The sequence below is a fragment of the Peribacillus huizhouensis genome, assembly GCF_014138605.1.
GTDB lineage: Bacteria > Bacillota > Bacilli > Bacillales > DSM-1321 > Peribacillus > Peribacillus huizhouensis.
This window is the reverse complement of the sequence record NZ_JACJHX010000001.1, coordinates 208,604-227,789: the sequence shown is the minus strand read 5'-3', so window position 1 is coordinate 227,789 and position 19,186 is coordinate 208,604. Positions and strand designations below refer to the sequence as shown.

Here is a 19,186-nt window from a genome sequence, read left to right as displayed (position 1 = left end):
TTTAAAAGAAGTCCAGAGAGGCTACTAAGGGTGTGATAGGTAAGAGAGGTGAATGAAATTTACACCTTCTATCTTTGCCTACCCTCACCCTGTCCTTTATGGCAGGGTATTTTTTTTAGCTTAATCGTAAATGGGGAGGGACCATCATGAAAAATTTATTAACAATGAGTGAATTAACTACGATTGAAATTGAGCAGTTGCTTGTAGAAGCAGAGCGGTTTGCGAATGGGGAAACGTGGAGACCATCGGGACAGACCATGATTGCTAATTTATTTTTTGAAGCTAGTACAAGAACAAAAAGTAGTTTTGAAGTTGCCGAAAGAAAGCTTGGATTAGAAGTTATTCCTTTTGATGCGGGAACATCTAGTGTTCTGAAAGGAGAAACGCTGTATGATACGGCTAAAACATTAGAGTCAATTGGTGTAGAGGCTCTTGTGATTAGACATGAGACGGATCAATACTTTAATGAACTTGTTGGCAAATTGAAAATCCCAGTGATCAATGCAGGTGATGGTTGCGGTCATCATCCTACTCAATCCCTTCTCGATTTAATGACGATTAAGCAGGAGTTTCATAGTTTTAAAGGGCTGAAAATTGCCATTATCGGTGACATATTACATAGCAGAGTAGCAAGATCGAATGCAGATGCCCTCACTAGATTAGGTGCGACTGTCGTCTTCTCCGGACCACCTGAATGGTTTAATCATGGTATTGGTCAGGGGAATTATGAAGCTATTGATGAAGCGATTGCCACAGCTGATGTTGTTATGCTATTACGGATTCAGCATGAACGTCATCAGCAAAACAGTGAGAAAAAGGTGGATGATTACTTACAAAGATACGGTCTCACAAAAAAACGCGAAAAAACAATGAAAAAGCGAGCCATTATCATGCACCCAGCACCAATCAATCGTGATGTAGAAATAGATAGTGAACTAGTCGAATGTGAGCGATCACGGATCTTTAAGCAAATGGAAAATGGTGTATATATGAGAATGGCCGTATTAAAAACAGTGCTAGCAGAAAAAAAAGGGGGAAATATTCATGAAGAAATTAATCAAAAATGGAGTATTGCTCGATAAAAACCACCAAGTATTTAATGCAGATATTGAAATAGAAGGAAATATCATTACAAAAATTGGCCCAAATTTATCAGTGGAAAACTGTGACATTATTGATGCTTCAGGAATGCTTGTTGCCCCAGGTCTTATCGATCTTCATGTACATTTACGAGAACCAGGAGGTGAACATAAAGAAACCATCGCTTCTGGTACTCTTGCCGCTGCAAAGGGCGGTTACACAACGCTAGCTACGATGCCGAATACACGTCCTGTTCCTGATACGAAGGAACATCTTGAGAGTATTCTTACAATAATAAATGAAACTGCACATGTGCGCGTACTACCATATGCGTCAATTACAATAAGAGAAGCAGGAAAAGAACTCACGGATTTCGCTACTTTGAAAGAAACAGGCGCATTTGCTTTTACTGATGATGGCGTGGGGATTCAGAATGCAGGAATGATGCTTGAAGCAATGAAACGGGCGAAAGCGATTGGTATGCCAATCGTTGCTCATTGTGAAGAGGAAACATTAATCAATAAAGGGTGCGTCCATGAGGGGAGTTTTTCTGAAACTCATGGCCTCAGGGGGATCCCATCTGTATGTGAATCTGTACATATTGCTCGTGACATTCTACTTGCAGAAGCTGCGGGTTGTCATTATCATGTGTGCCATATAAGTACAAAGGAATCGGTAAGAGTAGTTAGAGATGCTAAGCGGGCAGGAATTCATGTTACGGCTGAGGTGTCTCCACATCATCTTCTTTTATGTGATGAAGATATTCCAGAATTGGATACGAATTATAAAATGAATCCACCATTAAGAGGTAAAGATGATCGGACTGCTTTGATAGAAGGATTATTGGACGGTACGATTGACTTTATTGCGACTGACCATGCTCCCCATCATGAGAAGGAAAAAGCAGAAGGCATGGAATTCGCTCCATTTGGAATTGTTGGTTTAGAGACTGCATTCCCACTTTTATATACACATTTTGTAAAAACAGAAATTCTTACAATAGGACAGTTACTTGATTATATGACAAAAAAACCTGCTGAGGCATTCTCCCTTCCATATGGTGAGATCAAAGAAGGAGCTATAGCAGATATTGTTTTACTTGATTTGGAACTAGAACAAATTATTGATCGTAATGAGTTTGTCTCTAAAGGAAAAAATACACCATTTCATGGTCAATCATGTACCGGATGGCCGGTTATGACAATTGCAGCAGGTAAAGTAGCTTGGGAAAAAGGAAGTGTTACACAATGAAAAGACAACTAATCCTTGAAGATGGTACGGTTTTTATTGGAAAAGCATTTGGTAGCTCGACTGAAAAAATTGGTGAGGTTGTATTTAATACAGGAATGACAGGGTATCAAGAGATTTTGTCAGACCCGTCATACTGTGGCCAAATTGTAACCTTAACATATCCACTGATCGGAAATTACGGAATAAATCGTGATGATTTTGAATCGATTCATCCAGCGATTGCTGGTATGGTCGTTAAAGAAGTTGCTGATCTGCCATCAAATTGGCGCAGTGAACTGTCTTTGGATGAATTTTTAAAACAAAAGGGGATTCCTGGGATAAGTGGCATAGATACAAGAAAACTTACAAGAATCATTCGAAACCATGGAACATTAAAAGGATTCATTTGCGACCTCCAACATAAACCAGAAGGTATTATTGAGCAAATGAAAGCAACTGTTTTGCCTGTAAACCAAGTGAAACAAGTTTCGACGAAAACAGCATATCGTAATCCAGGCAGAGGATATCGGGTCGTGCTTGTAGATTATGGAATGAAACAAGGTATTTTAAGAGATTTGAATGACCGTGGATTTGATGTAATAGTTGTCCCACATAATTCTACGGCTAAAGAAGTGTTAAATCTCCATCCTGATGGTATCATGCTGTCGAACGGACCTGGAGACCCAGAAGATGTAACATGTGCGATTGAAATGATAAAAGAATTACAAGGGAAAGTTCCGATTTTTGGGATTTGTTTAGGTCATCAGTTGTTTGCTTTAGCAAATGGATGCAAAACGGAAAAAATGAAATTCGGTCACCGCGGTTCGAATCATCCAGTTAAAGACTTACGAACTGGAAAAGTTGCTTTGACATCTCAGAATCATGGCTATACCGTAAATGCAGACTCGATCCAGGGTACAGACCTTGAAGTGACTCATATTGCATTGAATGACGCAACGATTGAAGGGTTAAAGCATAAATCATACCCAGCATTTACTGTACAATACCACCCAGAAGCATCGCCAGGTCCAGAAGACGCTAATTACTTATTTGATGAATTTTACAAAATGATTGAAGCACATGCCTTGAAGGGGGAAGAATTATGCCGAAACGTACGAATATAAAAAGCATCCTTGTGATTGGTTCAGGTCCTATAGTTATCGGCCAAGCAGCAGAATTTGATTATGCAGGAACTCAAGCTTGTATGGCTTTAAAAGAAGAAGGATACCGCGTCATTTTGATTAATTCAAATCCAGCGACGATTATGACTGACAGTGAAATGGCTGACAAAGTTTATATCGAGCCGATCACACTTGAATTCGTAAGTAAAATTATCCGTAAAGAACGTCCTGATGCTTTATTGCCGACATTGGGAGGACAGACGGGACTGAATATGGCTGTAGAACTTGCGAATGCTGGCATTCTTGAAGAATGCGGCGTCGAAATTCTTGGAACGAAACTATCTGCGATTCAACAAGCAGAAGATCGAGATTTATTCCGTAGCTTAATGAATGAGCTTGGTGAACCTGTACCGGACAGTGAAATTATTCATAACTTAGAAGAAGCAAAAAAATTCGTAGAACGTGTTGGCTACCCAGTCATTGTCCGCCCTGCCTTTACATTAGGCGGAACAGGCGGCGGGATTTGTTCTGATGAAGACGAACTACTTGAAATTGTAACGGGAGGTTTGAAAAGTAGTCCGGTAACTCAATGCTTGTTAGAAAAAAGCATTGCCGGCTTCAAAGAAATTGAATATGAAGTCATGCGTGATGCGAATGACAATGCTATCGTTGTCTGCAATATGGAGAATTTCGACCCAGTAGGAGTTCATACAGGTGATTCAATCGTAGCTGCGCCAAGCCAAACATTAAGTGACCGTGAATATCAAATGCTTAGAAACACATCATTGAAAATAATTAGAGCGCTGAAGATCGAAGGGGGATGTAATGTCCAGCTTGCACTTGACCCATACAGCTATCAATATTATGTGATTGAAGTGAACCCGCGTGTAAGTCGTTCTTCTGCACTTGCATCAAAAGCAACAGGCTATCCGATCGCTAAACTAGCTGCAAAGATTGCCGTTGGTTTAACGCTAGATGAAATGATGAATCCAGTAACAGGAAAAACCTATGCAAGCTTTGAACCAGCTTTGGATTATGTCGTAACGAAAATTCCTCGCTGGCCATTCGATAAATTCGAATCAGCAAATCGGAACCTTGGAACACAAATGAAAGCAACGGGCGAAGTTATGGCAATCGGTCGAACATTTGAAGAGTCCATTTTAAAAGCGGTCCGTTCACTAGAAGCAGGATTTCATCATTTAGAGCTACAAGATGATACTAATGATGCTGTAATAGAAAAGAGAATTCGAAAAGCTGGCGACGAACGATTATTTTATATCGGCGAAGCTCTCCGAAGAGGTGTGACGATTCAAACGATTCATGAATGGAGCGAAATCGATTTATTTTTCTTACAAAAATTAAAAAACATCGTAGAGTTTGAACAAGTATTAAAGCAGAATCCGTTTGATGAAGAAATTTTATTGACAGGTAAGCAAATGGGCTTTTCTGATAAAAAAATCGCATCACTTTGGCAAGAACAAGAAATAACGGTATACAAGTGGCGAAAAGAAAAAGGAATCATGCCTGTATACAAAATGGTCGATACATGTGCTGCAGAATTCGAGTCAGAGACACCGTACTTTTATGGAACGTTTGAGGATGAGAATGAGTCTGTAGTGACAGATAAGAAAAGTGTTGTTGTACTTGGGTCAGGTCCAATCCGCATCGGTCAAGGTGTAGAGTTTGATTATGCGACTGTTCACTCAGTTTGGGCGATTAAAGAAGCTGGGTATGAGGCAATTATTATCAACAATAATCCAGAAACTGTATCAACGGATTTCAGTATTTCTGACAAATTGTATTTTGAACCGCTGACCATAGAAGATGTTATGCATGTGATTGATCTTGAAAAACCAATTGGGGTTGTCGTCCAATTTGGCGGCCAAACGGCAATCAATCTTGCTGCACAATTAGCGGAACATGGCGTGACGATCCTTGGAACATCACTTGAAGATTTAGACCGAGCAGAGAACAGAGATAAGTTTGAACATGCATTATCAGAAATGGCGATTCCACAACCAAAAGGAAAAACAGCCTTTTCGGTCGAAGAAGCAGTTAAAATTGCAACAGAAATCGGCTATCCTACATTAGTTAGGCCTTCCTATGTTCTTGGTGGTAGAGCGATGGAAATTGTCGATAAAGAAGAAGAACTTCTACACTATATGAAACATGCGGTAAAAATTAATCCGGAACACCCTGTCTTGATTGATCGTTATTTAACAGGAAAAGAAATTGAAGTAGATGCCATTTCAGATGGAAATACAGTTGTGATTCCGGGAATAATGGAACATATCGAGCGTGCTGGCGTCCATTCAGGCGACTCTATTGCCGTCTATCCTCCGCAGAATATTACAGCTTTGCAAATGGAGAAAATCGTAGAGTATACTGAGAAATTAGCAAAAGGACTTAATATCATCGGCTTACTTAACATTCAATATGTCATCAGTAAAGATGAAGTATATGTAATTGAAGTGAACCCTCGATCTAGCCGTACAGTTCCGTTTTTAAGTAAAATCACGAATATTCCGATGGCTAATCTTGCTACGAAGGTTATTCTTGGTAAGACATTAGAGGAACTAGGGTTTATTAATGGTCTTGTGCCTGAGAAGAAGGGCGTCTATGTAAAAGTACCTGTTTTCTCTTTTGCAAAATTAAAAAGAGTTGATATTACTTTAGGGCCTGAAATGAAATCTACAGGTGAAGTAATGGGTAAGGACGTTACGTTGGAAAAAGCGTTGTACAAAGGGCTCGTAGCATCTGGTATGAAAGTTAGAGAACATGGATCAGTCTTGTTGACAGTGGCTGACAAAGATAAAGAAGAAGTGTTAGAGCTTGCAAGACGCTTTCATGCAATTGGTTATAACTTGATTGCAACAAGCGGTACTGCAGCTATGCTGAAAAATGAAAACATCCCAGTGTCGATCGTTGATAAAATCGGTTCGGAGAATAAAAATGTGCTGGATGTTATTAGAATGGGTGAAGCACAGCTCGTTGTGAATACATTAACGAAAGGGAAGCAGCCTGAACGTGACGGTTTCCGGATCCGCCGCGAATCCGTTGAAAATAATATCCCTTGTCTAACATCCCTTGATACAGCTGAAGCGATTCTTGGTGTAATCGAGTCAATGAATTTTACAGCAGAGCCAATGGAACATGCATCTCAGAGTCGGGAGGTTATTTATACATGATAAAAAATGAGGCAATGAAGATCGTCAGCCAACAAGAAATTGCCGAATCGATTTATGAGCTGACTTTATCCGGAAGCCTTGTTTCTGAAATGAATCAACCAGGGCAATTTGTACACATTAAGACAGGAAACGGGTATGAACCGCTTTTAAGAAGACCGATTAGCATCTCGGCAATCGACAAAGAGAACAATACATTTACAATGGTGTATCGTGCAGAGGGAAAAGGGACCTTTCTGTTGTCGCAAGCAAAGAATGACACTGAAATTGATGTTCTTGGACCACTCGGAAATGGTTTTACACCAGAGGTCGCGATTTCAGGAGAAACAGCGTTGTTGGTTGGAGGAGGGATTGGTGTTCCTCCTTTATACGAACTATCAAAACGGTTAACGAAATTAGGTGTAAATGTTATCCATGTCCTAGGCTTTCAAAATGCTGCAACGGTTTTTTATGAAGAGAAGTTCCGAGCGTTGGGTGAAACATATATTACAACGGTCGATGGCAGCCATGGAACGAAAGGGTTCGTAACAGATGTTATTGATATATTAAGTAATAGCTATACAACAATCTTTGCCTGTGGACCAACTCCAATGCTTCGTGCATTGGAGTCTGCCTACAAAGAAACGAAAGAAGTATTTCTATCACTTGAAGAACGGATGGGCTGTGGCATCGGCGCTTGCTTTGCTTGTGTTTGCCATACAGCTGATGATCCGACAGGTTTTCAATATAAAAAAGTATGTAGTGACGGTCCGGTCTTTCGTGCGGGAGAGGTGGTTCTATGAATATGCTTGATATCCAATTACCAGGTTTAGATTTGAAAAACCCAATTATGCCTGCATCTGGCTGTTTTGGTTTCGGTAAAGAATTCGGGAATTTGTATGATTTGAATATTCTTGGTGCGATTATGGTAAAAGCAACAACTCCCGAACCACGTTTTGGTAATCCGACACCAAGAGTTGCCGAAACGTCTTCAGGTATGCTAAATGCAATCGGATTGCAAAACCCAGGTTTAACGAACGTTATGAAAGATGAATTACCACGTCTTAACCAGTTTGATGTACCGATTATTGCTAATATAGCAGGATCTCAAGTAGAAGATTATGTAACTGTTGCTAGGGAAATCAGCAAAGTAAGTAATGTAAAGGCCCTTGAACTGAATATTTCCTGCCCAAATGTCAAAGAAGGTGGGATCACGTTCGGTACGGATCCTGTCGTTGCCAGAAAAGTAACAGAAGCAGTAAAAGCTGTCTCAGAAGTTCCGGTATATGTGAAGCTATCTCCTAATGTTACAAACATCGTGGAAATGGCTCAAGCTGTTGAGGCAGGGGGAGCCGATGGCTTGACAATGATTAATACATTAATGGGCATGCGTTTTGATATGAAAACTGGTAAGCCAATCCTTGCCAATAAAACAGGTGGTTTATCCGGTCCAGCGATTAAACCAGTCGCCATACGAATGATTTATGAAGTGAGTCAAGCAGTAAACATTCCAATCATTGGTATGGGGGGGATCATGACGGCTGAAGATGTAATCGAGTTTTTCTATGCAGGAGCAAGTGCTGTCGCTGTCGGAACTGCTAATTTTACCGATCCATTTGTTTGCCCCAAAATTATAGAAGAGTTACCCGTTCTTCTAAAAAAATTAGGATTTAATCATATATCAGAATGTACGGGAAGGAGTTGGAATAAACATGCGCAATTTGCCAATCATCGCGCTTGATTTTCCAGGAATAAAGGAAACGAAAGATTTTTTATCTAAATTCCAAACAGAAAAATTATTTGTAAAAGTAGGGATGGAATTATATTATCAATCAGGCCCTGCTATTATAGAGTTTTTAAAAGAAAATAATCATCAAGTGTTCCTTGATCTAAAGCTTCATGATATTCCTAATACAGTGAAAAGTGCTATGAAAGTACTTGCTGGTCTTGAAGTAGATATGACTAATGTGCATGCTGCAGGTGGTCAAAGAATGATGGAGGCCGCATGGGAAGGTCTAAATTCCGGGACGCTATCCGGAAAAAAAAGACCAACTTGTATTGCCGTTACTCAGTTAACGAGCACCAGCACTAGCCAGATGAATAAGGAACAATTAATCGAAGGAGAATTGGAACGCTCAGTGCTCCATTATGCTCGACTTGCTAAACAATCAGGATTAGATGGAGTGGTCTGTTCACCACTTGAAGTAAGTGACATCCATACTGCATTAGGCACAAATTTCCTAACAGTGACGCCAGGTATTCGTATGGCAAATGGCAATGCACACGACCAGATTAGAATTGCAACTCCGGAAAAAGCGAGAGACCTCGGGTCAAACTTCATAGTCGTCGGCAGGGCGATTACTGGAGCAGAAGATCCACTATCCGCTTACCAAACGATCAAACAAGCCTGGGAGGGTATTGAAGATGTTAAATGAACAAATTGCAGAACAATTATTGAAAATTAAAGCCGTATTTTTACAACCGAATGACCCATTCACATGGTCCTCTGGTATTAAATCCCCCATTTATTGTGATAACAGATTAACCCTCTCTTATCCTGATGTTCGTAGACAAATCGCGACTGGGTTGCAAACATTAATTGAAGAACACTTTCCTGAGACCGAGATTATTGCTGGGACAGCGACAGGTGCGATTGCCCATGCTGCTTGGGTAAGCGAGAATATGAATCTGCCGATGTGCTATGTACGTTCTAAACCAAAAGGCCATGGAAAAGGCAATCAAGTAGAAGGTAAAGTAGGGTCAGGTGATAGAGTAATTGTCATTGAAGATCTTGTTTCCACAGGAGGAAGTGTGATTGAATCCGTGCAGGCTCTTCGTGAAGCAGGCTGTGATGTATTAGGGGTCGTATCGATCTTTACATATGGATTAGAGGAAGGAAGAAAACAACTTGAAGCAGCGAATATTCGCTCTTACTCTCTAAGTGATTATTCTAGCTTAATCCAAGTTGCAAGCCGTGAAGGGTATATTTTGGAAGATGATATTGAGAAATTAAATAAATGGAGAATAAACCCTACAGATACAACATGGATGACCGTATAAATTAATAAATGAAAGCTTTTGGGTCTGACCTCACAACTACTATAGTCGTTTAATTAACATGTACATCGTACAATAGACGATATATAGAGTGTGAGGTCAGACCCTTTTTTTGTTCATCGCTTTATATAAAAATTTACTCTATTTTTCAACCTTCAATCCAATGACTTGATCTGGGCTTGGTGTCACATAAACCGTTTGTTGGTTATCGTATATAACAAAGCCAGGTTTTGAGCCGTTCGGTTTTTTTACATAGCGTATCTTTGTGAAATCGACCGGTACAGAACTAGACGTTTGCGCTTTGCTAAAGTAAGCCGCCAATCCTGCAGCCTCTTTGATCGTTTCGTTACTTGGATCTTCACTGCGGATGACGACATGGGAGCCAGGAATGTCTTTAGTATGCAGCCAGATTTCATCACGACGTGCAAATTTATTTGTTAAATACTCATTTTGTTTATTATTTTTACCTACAAAGATTTGCGTGCCATCGCTTGAATAATATTGTTCAAGCTGTGGCTTTTGGTTTGCGGGCTTTTTCATGCCTTTTTTGTGTTTCTTTTTTATATAGCCTTCTTCTTGTAGCTCTTCACGTATTTCGTCAATATCTTTTGGTGAAGCAGATTGTAGCTGCTGGTGCAAACGATCGAAATAGGCGACTTCAGCTTCCGCTTTTTTAATTTGTTCTTGAACATAGACAACAGCATTTTTTGCTTTTTGATATTTCGAGAAATACTTCTGTGCATTTTCTGCCGGAGTCTTTTGTGGATTCAATCTAATGGTAACCGTACGGCCATCTTCTTCGTAATAATTAATCACTTCAATTTCTTTCATGCCACGTTTCATTTGATAAAGATTCGCAGTTATTAGCTCACCGAACAGTTGATATTCTTCTCCACGTTCACTTTCTTGCAAAGTTCTTTCAAGTTTGCCAATTTTCTTTTTGTTTTTTTCTAATTCATTCGCAATAAATCGTTCCAGATCATTGCCTTGCTGTTTCACTCGATCTCGCTCAGCTTTACCAAAATAATAGCGATCTAGCATTTCGCTTAACGTAGCAAAGGAATGGCTATCACCTTGAATATGTTTTAGTTCTATCATATAGAATGCTTCTTTTTCACCAGAATTCACAATAATAGGTGAATATTCACTGTTCGCAAGTTTCTTTATTAATGATAAAAAAGCGGTGGGGAGTGTAGCCCGATTTACTAGGCCTGCTGTATGAATCACTTCTTTCGCAAATAATGGTGAGACACCAGCGAAATGGGCCACCATTTGTTTATCCACTTTACCTGCATTAAAATCAATGGCTTTTAGGACATCATCTTCTGTAGCAGTAAAGGGATTCTTTTTTTCCTGTGCTGGTGGTGCAATATAGGTTTGTCCAGGCAAGATGGCCCGATGACTATTTACTGCATAGGAAACATGTTTAATGCTATCTAAAATCATGTTTTTTTCTTTATCTACTAAGATAATATTACTGTGACGTCCCATTATTTCAACAATTAATAGTTTTTGTGACAGGTCCCCGAGCTCATTTCTGCCTTTTACTTCAATCATTAGCATCCGATCAAGGCCCTCTTGGTAAATGTTCTCAATTGTATAGCCTTCTAAATGTTTGCGTAGCAACATGCAAAACATCGGTGGTTCTTTTGGGTTTTCATAGGTTTCTTTTGTAAGTTGAAATCTTGCATAACTTGGGTGTGCTGATAGTAAGAGTTTATGATTTTTCCCGCCAGCACGAATGATAAGGATGAGTTCATTTTTATAAGGCTGGTGAATTTTATTGATTCTTCCACCGTTCAGTTGAGAAGATATTTCTTCTGTCATTGCTTTTGTAAATAAACCGTCAAACGACATTTGTTTATACTTCCTTTATTTTTATTTTTTACCTGTTGCAAAAGGTTCTGCCCCCGCACTAACCGCAATATACAGTATTAAAACACTACATATAATCTATGTACATTAGTTTGCGAGGTCAATACTCTATCGCTATGGGATACCTTCCTACTTTTCGTAATTATAGCATGTTTTAGGACGAGTCTGAATAAACATGAATTAAGACAAGTTTAAGGGGATATTATTGAAAGCTTAAAAGATAGCAGAGTTTGGTTACAACGAAGAAGTATGATAAGCGAAATTAATCTACATTGTCTGGGCAGGGATTGATTCATTCTATGTGGAGGATGTGTGATATTTAATGAAGTTCAGAGAAATGGATACGCAACAAATAGAGACGGCCTTAGAAACGAATGTTCGGCTAGGTCTAAATGAGGAAGAAGTTAGTAAGAGGCAGAAAATAAAGGGATATAATGAACTTCAAGAGGGTGAAAAACAATCAGCTATCCTGTTATTTTTTGCGCAGTTTAAGGATTTTATGGTCATAGTTTTACTTGCTGCGACTTTAATTTCAGGAATTCTTGGTGAATACATCGATGCAATTGCAATCATTGCCATCATTTTAGTGAATGGTTTTTTAGGATTTTTTCAGGAACGGAAAGCAGAGAAATCTCTTGAAGCGTTAAAGCAAATGGCAGCGCCACAAGTACAAGTTCTTAGGGATGGTGAATGGAAAAGGATACCGTCCCGAGAAGTTGTCGTCGGTGATATTTTAAAATTTACGAGCGGTGATAGGGTAGGTGCTGATATAAGAATCATTGAATCGGCATCTTTAGAAATTGAAGAATCTGCTCTTACTGGAGAATCTGTACCTGTTGCAAAGCTAAGCGAAGCGATTCTATATGAAGTTGAAAGTATCGGTGATGAGGCTAATCATGCATTTATGGGAACGATGGTGACTCGAGGAAGTGGAACAGGGGTAGTCGTTGCAACGGGAATGGAAACGGCAATGGGGAAAATTGCCGACTTACTCCAATCTACTGAAACGCAGATCACACCGTTGCAACGTAGACTTGAACAATTAGGGAAAATCCTTATTTTTACAGCGATTTTCTTGACAATTGTTGTAGTAGCGACAGGGATCTTGCAGGGGAATGATCTATATACGATGTTCTTGTCTGGAGTTTCACTTGCAGTAGCTGCAATACCGGAAGGACTGCCCGCTATCGTTACGGTAGCATTATCGCTCGGTGTGCAGCGAATGATTCGAAAAAATGCGATCGTACGTAAGCTCCCTGCTGTTGAAACATTAGGTTGCGCCTCAGTCATTTGTTCCGACAAAACAGGAACGATGACGCAAAATAAAATGACAGTGACCCATGTTTGGAGTGGAGGAAAAACATGGAGTGTAACAGGTACTGGGTATCAGCCTGATGGTGAATTTTTTGAAGGAGACAAAAAGATAGCTCCGAAATCAGAAAAACCTCTGCATCAGCTGCTTACATTTGGGCTACTTTGTAACCATGCAGATTTGGCATTAAAAGATGATAAATATGTAGTAGATGGAGATCCAACTGAAGGTGCTTTGCTTGTAAGTGCTATGAAAGCAGGATTAACTCGTGAATCGATTATGAATAATTTTACGATTGTGAAGGAATTTCCATTCGATTCGACAAGAAAAATGATGAGCGTCATTGTTAAAGACGAGAATGGCAAGCAATTTGTTGTAGTAAAAGGAGCTCCTGACGTACTGATTTCTCGGTGTGAGTCGATTCTATGGTCGCAGAAATCACAATTCCTTTCGAAAGAAAATATTAAACATGTACAAGAGGCGATTAATGGTCTTGCTAGTCAAGCTTTGCGGACTATTGCGATCGGCTATAAACCGTTATCACCTGGGACCATTTTGCTGGATGAAGCAGAAGCAGAAAAGAATTTAGTCTTTATTGGTTTACAAGGCATGATAGACCCTCCAAGACCTGAAGTTGGTCTTGCTGTAAAAGAAAGCAGAGAAGCAGGAATTAAAACGGTAATGATTACAGGCGACCATGCACAAACCGCGAAAGCTATTGCTAGTCAATTGGGAATTTTACGAGGAAAAGAAAAGGTGATGGAAGGAAAGCAGTTGACAGAAATGTCTGCAAGCGACCTAGAGGATGTTGTTGAAAATGTGGCAGTGTTTGCTCGTGTATCTCCTGAAGATAAGTTGAAGATCGTCAAAGCATTCCAAAATAAAGGACATATTGTGGCTATGACTGGTGATGGAGTAAATGATGCACCGGCGATTAAAACAGCTGATATTGGGATTGCTATGGGAATTACCGGAACAGATGTAGCAAAAGAAGCCTCATCTCTAATTTTACTTGACGATAATTTCGCTTCCATTAAATCTGCAATTGCTGAAGGGCGAAATATTTATGAAAATATCCGTAAATTTATTAGGTATTTACTTGCATCCAATGTCGGAGAAATAATGGTGATGTTTTTTGCTATGCTAATGGCATTGCCGCTTCCTCTCGTTCCCATCCAAATTCTATGGGTTAACCTTGTAACAGATGGGTTGCCGGCTATGGCTTTAGGGCTTGACAAAGCGGAGGGAGATTTAATGAAACGCAAACCCCGACATCCGAATGAAGGAGTTTTTGCAAGGGGGCTAGGGTGGAAAATTATTTCACGTGGAATATTAATTGGGCTAGCGACATTAATAGCTTTTATTGTCGTCTATAAAAACAATCCAGACAATCTTGTTTATGCGCAGACAATTGCGTTTGCAACACTCGTTTTAGCGCAGTTAATTCATGTATTTGATTGCCGTAGTGAAAAATCGATATTTTCTAGAAATCCGTTTGGTAATAAATATTTGATTGGTGCAGTAGTCTCATCTCTAATATTGATGATTGTTGTCATCTATTATCCACCGTTTCAACCGATTTTTCATACATTGCCGATTGTTATGCGTGATTGGTTACTAGTAATTGGCATGGCATCTATTCCAACTTTTTTACTTGCTGGATCGTTTCTACTAAGAAAAACTAAGTAATGTAGAGTGTAGTTTTTGAGAGTCGGCTAGAGAAAAGAAGAAATACATTTATATTCTGAGTTCATGAATAATAGGGTTTTTATGAGCTGGGAAATTTACAAAAACAAAACTTTTATCTACTTATAAAAATTGTAGTGAATGGTTTTACAGCCTGTTAAACCGGGGGAAACTGTGTTATAATCACTAAGGTAGTAGAGTCTGTCTCTATTACCTTTTTAATTTGAATAGATTATATGACGACCATACCAAATTACATATGCACATATAAGTGCGTGTTCAAAAAGGAGGATAAAAAGAGCCGAGAAGCTGATCATCTCTAGACCTTTGCGTATGCATTCATACGTGAGACTGAAGAGACGGAGCTTTGCTGTAATTCACAAGCTATTTTTACCATTCTTTTTGAACATCCACTATAAGGATGACTAATCTTGATTGACGTATATATTAACTGTTCAACATGAACCAATGGCGGCCCTTTCGATTGTTATCATCTATTATTTTGTTAAATAGGAAGTGATGCTATGGTAGTCAGTATGACCGGTTATGGAAGAGGAAAAGCTGAACAAGATAAAATTAAGGTTACGGTAGAAATGAAAACCGTTAACCATCGTTTTTGTGAATTCGTGATTCGCCTACCACGCCAGCTTCTAGTGCTTGAAGATAAATTAAAGAAAAAAGCGAATGAATGCATAAGAAGAGGCCGTGCAGAAATATTTATCACCGTTATTGGTGAAGGACTTGTTTCTAAGAAACTTATGGTAGATTGGGAGCTGACTAATCAATTTTTTTCATTGATGAATCAAATGAAGGAAAAATATCAACTTGATACATCTGTAACCCTTCATGAGGTACTTCAACTGGAAGAACTGTTGTCAGTCGAAGAGGAACCAACTGAAAATAAGGATATGGAGACCGTCCTATTTGCCGCCTTTATGGAAGCTCTTGAAAATCTAAAAGAAATGAGACTTCAGGAAGGGATAGAGCTGTATAATGATTTGCAGGAACAACTTGGAAAATTTCAAGTTGTAGTGGATGAATTAAAACAATATGCACCCTCAGTTAGCTATCAGTATCGTGAACGTCTCGCCCAAAAGCTAAATGATTTTACTAATGGGCTTGTAGAAGAAAGTAGACTATTGACTGAAGTAGCTATTTTTGCTGATAAAGCGGATATTAATGAGGAGTTAACCAGGCTTGAAAGCCATAAAATTCAATTTTTAAACGCACTTGAGCACAAAGAACCTATCGGACGAAAACTTGATTTTCTTGTACAGGAAATGAATCGTGAAGTAAATACGATAGGATCGAAGGCAAATGATTCAACTATAACTAAAAATGTAGTCGAAATGAAAAGTTTACTTGAAAAAATGAAAGAACAAGTTCAAAATATCGAGTAGTCTGTTTATGTTCTTTTGATTGAGGCGACACTAGATATGGATGGGGGACGAAAATGTCTATAAAGCTCATAAATATTGGTTTTGGAAATATTGTTTCGGCTAATCGTATAGTATCAATCGTGAGTCCGGAATCGGCTCCAATCAAACGAATTATCCAAGATGCACGTGATCGAGGTTCACTAATAGATGCTACTTACGGTAGAAGAACGCGGGCGGTAATCATTACTGACAGTGATCATGTTATTTTGTCTGCCGTCCAGCCTGAAACGGTTGCAGCCCGTCTTCATGACCGGGATGAAAGTGTAGAAGAGGGGTAAGGAAACACTATGAGAGAAAAAGGTTTATTAATTGTTTTATCTGGTCCATCCGGAGTTGGAAAAGGAACAGTAAGAAAAGAAATTTTTTCACAACCTAATACAGCATTCGAATATTCAATTTCTATGACAACTCGCTTTCCACGAGAAGGAGAAGTAGATGGAGTTGATTACTTTTTTAAAAGTCGTGAAGAATTTGAAGTTCTGATTGAACAAGGGAAATTACTAGAATATGCAGAGTTTGTTGGTAATTATTATGGCACGCCTGTTGATTATGTGCGTGAAACATTAGATTCTGGCAAAGATGTATTTCTGGAAATTGAAGTACAAGGAGCTCGCCAAGTTAGAGAAAAATTTCCTGAGGGATTATTTATATTCCTTGCTCCACCTAGTCTGTCTGAGTTGGAGAGTAGAATTGTCAACCGTGGTACAGAATCAGAAGAATTAATTCGTCAACGAATGCTCGCTGCAAAAGCAGAAATTGAATTAATGGATTTATATGATTATGTTGTTGAAAATGACCATGTAGTTCATGCCTGTCAGCGAATTAATGCAATTGTGATTGCTGAACATTGCAAGCGTGAACGCGTATCTACCCGTTATAAAAAAATGCTGGAGGTTGAATAAATTATGCTATATCCATCTATCGACTCATTATTACTGAAAATTGATTCTAAATATTCACTTGTATCCGTTGCGGCTAAACGTGCAAGACAAATGCAAATTAAAAATGATTGCAGAATCGAAAAGCCTGTGTCTTATAAATCAGTGGGTCGTGCTCTGGAAGAAATTCATTCAGGTAATTTATCGTATGATAACCAATATGAAGAAAAGTAAGTATTAATTGTAAGAAAGCAAAAACAGCTTTTGGCTGGATGGTAACTTTTGACAGACAAGGGTCAGACTTTCTCAGAACAATGGCAGATGAAGCTATTGATTTGGAAGTCCGGCCCTTTCTTGCATTCTATTCATCTTAAATAAAGTGAAACTTAAATCAGTGGGGCTCCATCCATACTGATTGTTAGTCCCGTCGTACTGTCGCTAAGATCGAAGCACGCGCTTCGATCAATCGATAGTACGAACTAGGGTCCGCTGTATCACAGACTAAGTGTGTCCCGTCCTTTAGTCTACTGTTTGTGTGACCCACATCCTGATGGCCTCAACTATCCCTTTGAAAACCACAAAGGCAAGTTTCACTGTATCTCACCAATCGGGCTTTTACTGCCAGTTATCCCCACCTACGCTTCCTTGGTTCCTTTAAGCCTTGAGGTGGGGGACTGGACTGCCGTTATTACGGTATAAACAACAATGTGTACATGATGTTTGTTAGAGAATCAAGAAAAATAGGAGCGATTACTACTCAATCTAGCTACGGTTATAAAACCCTCACAAGTTCATAAGCTCTGATACAATGTGGCAAACTAATGTATGCAAATCCCGACACGGCAATCGCCTCGCTTTAAGTAAAATCTTTGATTGGTTAGATAAGGGTGAATGTTTCGGTGAGTATTCCAGCTCAAGTAGTCAACTTTTTTGAGATAAGAGCTTAGCAATTAGATTGGGACATGAACAACTCCTATTCAGCAAAGCAGCTTTGTTAAGTCCTGCAGATTGTATAGCAGATTGGTTTAGGGATTAGTCCATAATTAACTATGCGGTTCAACCTTAAACAAGGTGCTTGCACTTTTAATGTTATCCTTCATAATGAAAAAAGAACAAGTGTTGGGGGGAAATAGTATGCTTACTAATAAAAAGATCCTTCTTTGTGTAACTGGTGGGATTGCGGTTTTTAAGGCTGCTGCACTAACGAGTAAACTAACTCAGCAAGGTGCACAAGTGAAGGTGATGATGAGTGAATCAGCGGGAAAATTTGTGACTCCGCTAACGTTCCAAGCTTTGTCACGGCATGATGTATATATAGATACATTTGATGAAAAAAATTCAGCAGTTATTGCCCATATTGATTTGGCTGATTGGGCGGACGTGATATTAATTGCTCCTGCAACAGCTAATATAATTGGAAAGATTGCAAATGGAATAGCTGATAATATGATTTCAACGACATTATTAGCAACTGTTGCACCTGTCTGGATTGCTCCAGCGATGAATGTTCATATGTATGCCCATCCAGCTGTTCAGAAAAACATGGCAACCTTGAAAAACTATGGCTATTCGTTCATTGAACCATCAGAGGGATATTTAGCATGTGGCTATACAGGAAAGGGGCGTTTAGAAGAACCTGAAACGATTGTTGAACAACTTTCAGCATTTTTTTCAAAAACAACGAAAGTATTACCATTGAGTGGTAAACAGATTGTCATAACAGCAGGACCTACAAGAGAACATATTGATCCAGTACGATATATTACGAATCTATCGACCGGAAAAATGGGCTATGCTCTTGCTGAACAAGCCCTTGCTTTAGGTGCGGAGGTTAAATTGATCTCTGGACCTGTTTCAATACTGCCTCCCCAAAAAGCGGAAACAGTACAGGTTGAGACTGCTTCAGAAATGTACGAACAAGTGATGAAAGTTTATAAAGAGGCAGATGTAGTTATTAAATCAGCCGCCGTTAGTGACTATACACCTAAATTTATTCATTCGAAAAAAATGAAGAAACAACCAGGGGATAGTGTTATTGAATTAGAACGAACGAAAGATATTTTGCTAGAGCTTGGTAAGAAAAAAACAAAGCAAATTTTGGTCGGCTTTGCAGCAGAAACAGACAATCTCAAAGAGTATGCGGTAGGGAAACTGCAAAGAAAAAATGCTGATATGATTGTAGCTAATAATGTAACAAGCGAAGGTGCGGGGTTTGGTCATGATACAAACATTGTCACGATTTTTAAAAAAGACGGAACTAATCTTGAACTTCCTTTAATGAGTAAGGCTGAAACAGCTAAAGCAGTCTTGTTAGAAGTTGTGGAGATGTTGAAAAAGGAATGAT

15 protein-coding genes are annotated in these 19,186 nt (G+C 39.1%); 14 read left to right on the top strand and 1 reads right to left on the bottom strand.

The window, feature by feature from the left end; translation table 11 throughout:
- The first annotated feature begins 146 nt into the window (after positions 1–146).
- The 8 genes from HNP81_RS01035 to pyrE are packed head-to-tail and all read left to right on the top strand — an operon-like array spanning position 147 to position 9,655.
- Positions 147–1,082, top strand: a complete 936-nt coding sequence (locus HNP81_RS01035; RefSeq protein ID WP_182501293.1) for an aspartate carbamoyltransferase catalytic subunit — start codon at positions 147–149, stop codon at positions 1,080–1,082.
- Positions 1,045–2,331, top strand: a complete 1,287-nt coding sequence (gene pyrC, locus HNP81_RS01030; RefSeq protein ID WP_182501292.1) for a dihydroorotase — start codon at positions 1,045–1,047, stop codon at positions 2,329–2,331. The genes HNP81_RS01035 and pyrC overlap by 38 nt, the downstream gene beginning before the upstream one ends.
- Positions 2,328–3,434, top strand: coding sequence for a carbamoyl phosphate synthase small subunit (locus HNP81_RS01025; RefSeq protein ID WP_028392918.1), 1,107 nt, complete (start codon positions 2,328–2,330; stop codon positions 3,432–3,434). Before pyrC ends, HNP81_RS01025 begins: the two co-directional genes overlap by 4 nt.
- Positions 3,413–6,619, top strand: a complete 3,207-nt coding sequence (gene carB, locus HNP81_RS01020) for a carbamoyl-phosphate synthase large subunit (protein ID WP_028392917.1) — start codon at positions 3,413–3,415, stop codon at positions 6,617–6,619. The genes HNP81_RS01025 and carB overlap by 22 nt, the downstream gene beginning before the upstream one ends.
- Entirely contained in the window at positions 6,616–7,398 is a 783-nt protein-coding gene (locus HNP81_RS01015; protein WP_028392916.1) for a dihydroorotate dehydrogenase electron transfer subunit, read from the top strand. The genes carB and HNP81_RS01015 overlap by 4 nt, the downstream gene beginning before the upstream one ends.
- Positions 7,395–8,336: a dihydroorotate dehydrogenase gene (locus tag HNP81_RS01010; RefSeq protein WP_182501291.1), complete on the top strand. Its 942-nt coding sequence runs from the start codon at positions 7,395–7,397 to the stop codon at positions 8,334–8,336. Before HNP81_RS01015 ends, HNP81_RS01010 begins: the two co-directional genes overlap by 4 nt.
- Positions 8,308–9,030 (top strand): orotidine-5'-phosphate decarboxylase, encoded by a 723-nt coding sequence (pyrF, locus tag HNP81_RS01005; protein ID WP_182501290.1) that lies wholly within the window; start codon positions 8,308–8,310, stop codon positions 9,028–9,030. Before HNP81_RS01010 ends, pyrF begins: the two co-directional genes overlap by 29 nt.
- Positions 9,020–9,655, top strand: coding sequence for an orotate phosphoribosyltransferase (gene pyrE / locus HNP81_RS01000; protein WP_034302040.1), 636 nt, complete (start codon positions 9,020–9,022; stop codon positions 9,653–9,655). The genes pyrF and pyrE overlap by 11 nt, the downstream gene beginning before the upstream one ends.
- 138 nt (positions 9,656–9,793) lie before the next feature.
- Here pyrE and HNP81_RS00995 read toward each other — a convergent pair whose 3' ends face one another.
- Positions 9,794–11,509, bottom strand: coding sequence for an Rqc2 family fibronectin-binding protein (locus tag HNP81_RS00995; RefSeq protein ID WP_182501289.1), 1,716 nt, complete (start codon positions 11,507–11,509; stop codon positions 9,794–9,796).
- A gap of 340 nt (positions 11,510–11,849) precedes the next feature.
- Between HNP81_RS00995 and HNP81_RS00990 the strand changes: the two genes are divergently transcribed.
- The 6 genes from HNP81_RS00990 (at position 11,850) to coaBC (ending at position 19,185) form a co-directional block, all read left to right on the top strand.
- Positions 11,850–14,528, top strand: coding sequence for a calcium-translocating P-type ATPase, SERCA-type (locus tag HNP81_RS00990; RefSeq protein WP_182501288.1), 2,679 nt, complete (start codon positions 11,850–11,852; stop codon positions 14,526–14,528).
- Positions 14,529–15,049: 521 nt separating this feature from the next.
- On the top strand, positions 15,050–15,925 hold the full coding sequence (locus HNP81_RS00985) for a YicC/YloC family endoribonuclease (protein WP_182501287.1): 876 nt from the start codon (positions 15,050–15,052) through the stop codon (positions 15,923–15,925).
- A 53-nt stretch (positions 15,926–15,978) separates the two neighbouring features.
- Positions 15,979–16,242: an extracellular matrix/biofilm regulator RemA gene (gene remA, locus HNP81_RS00980; protein ID WP_028392909.1), complete on the top strand. Its 264-nt coding sequence runs from the start codon at positions 15,979–15,981 to the stop codon at positions 16,240–16,242.
- A gap of 9 nt (positions 16,243–16,251) precedes the next feature.
- Positions 16,252–16,866: a guanylate kinase gene (gmk, locus tag HNP81_RS00975; RefSeq protein ID WP_028392908.1), complete on the top strand. Its 615-nt coding sequence runs from the start codon at positions 16,252–16,254 to the stop codon at positions 16,864–16,866.
- A 3-nt stretch (positions 16,867–16,869) separates the two neighbouring features.
- Positions 16,870–17,076, top strand: coding sequence for a DNA-directed RNA polymerase subunit omega (gene rpoZ, locus HNP81_RS00970; protein ID WP_028392907.1), 207 nt, complete (start codon positions 16,870–16,872; stop codon positions 17,074–17,076).
- 900 nt (positions 17,077–17,976) lie between these two features.
- Positions 17,977–19,185, top strand: a complete 1,209-nt coding sequence (gene coaBC / locus HNP81_RS00965) for a bifunctional phosphopantothenoylcysteine decarboxylase/phosphopantothenate--cysteine ligase CoaBC (RefSeq protein ID WP_182501286.1) — start codon at positions 17,977–17,979, stop codon at positions 19,183–19,185.
- The last annotated feature ends 1 nt before the right edge of the window (position 19,186 follow it).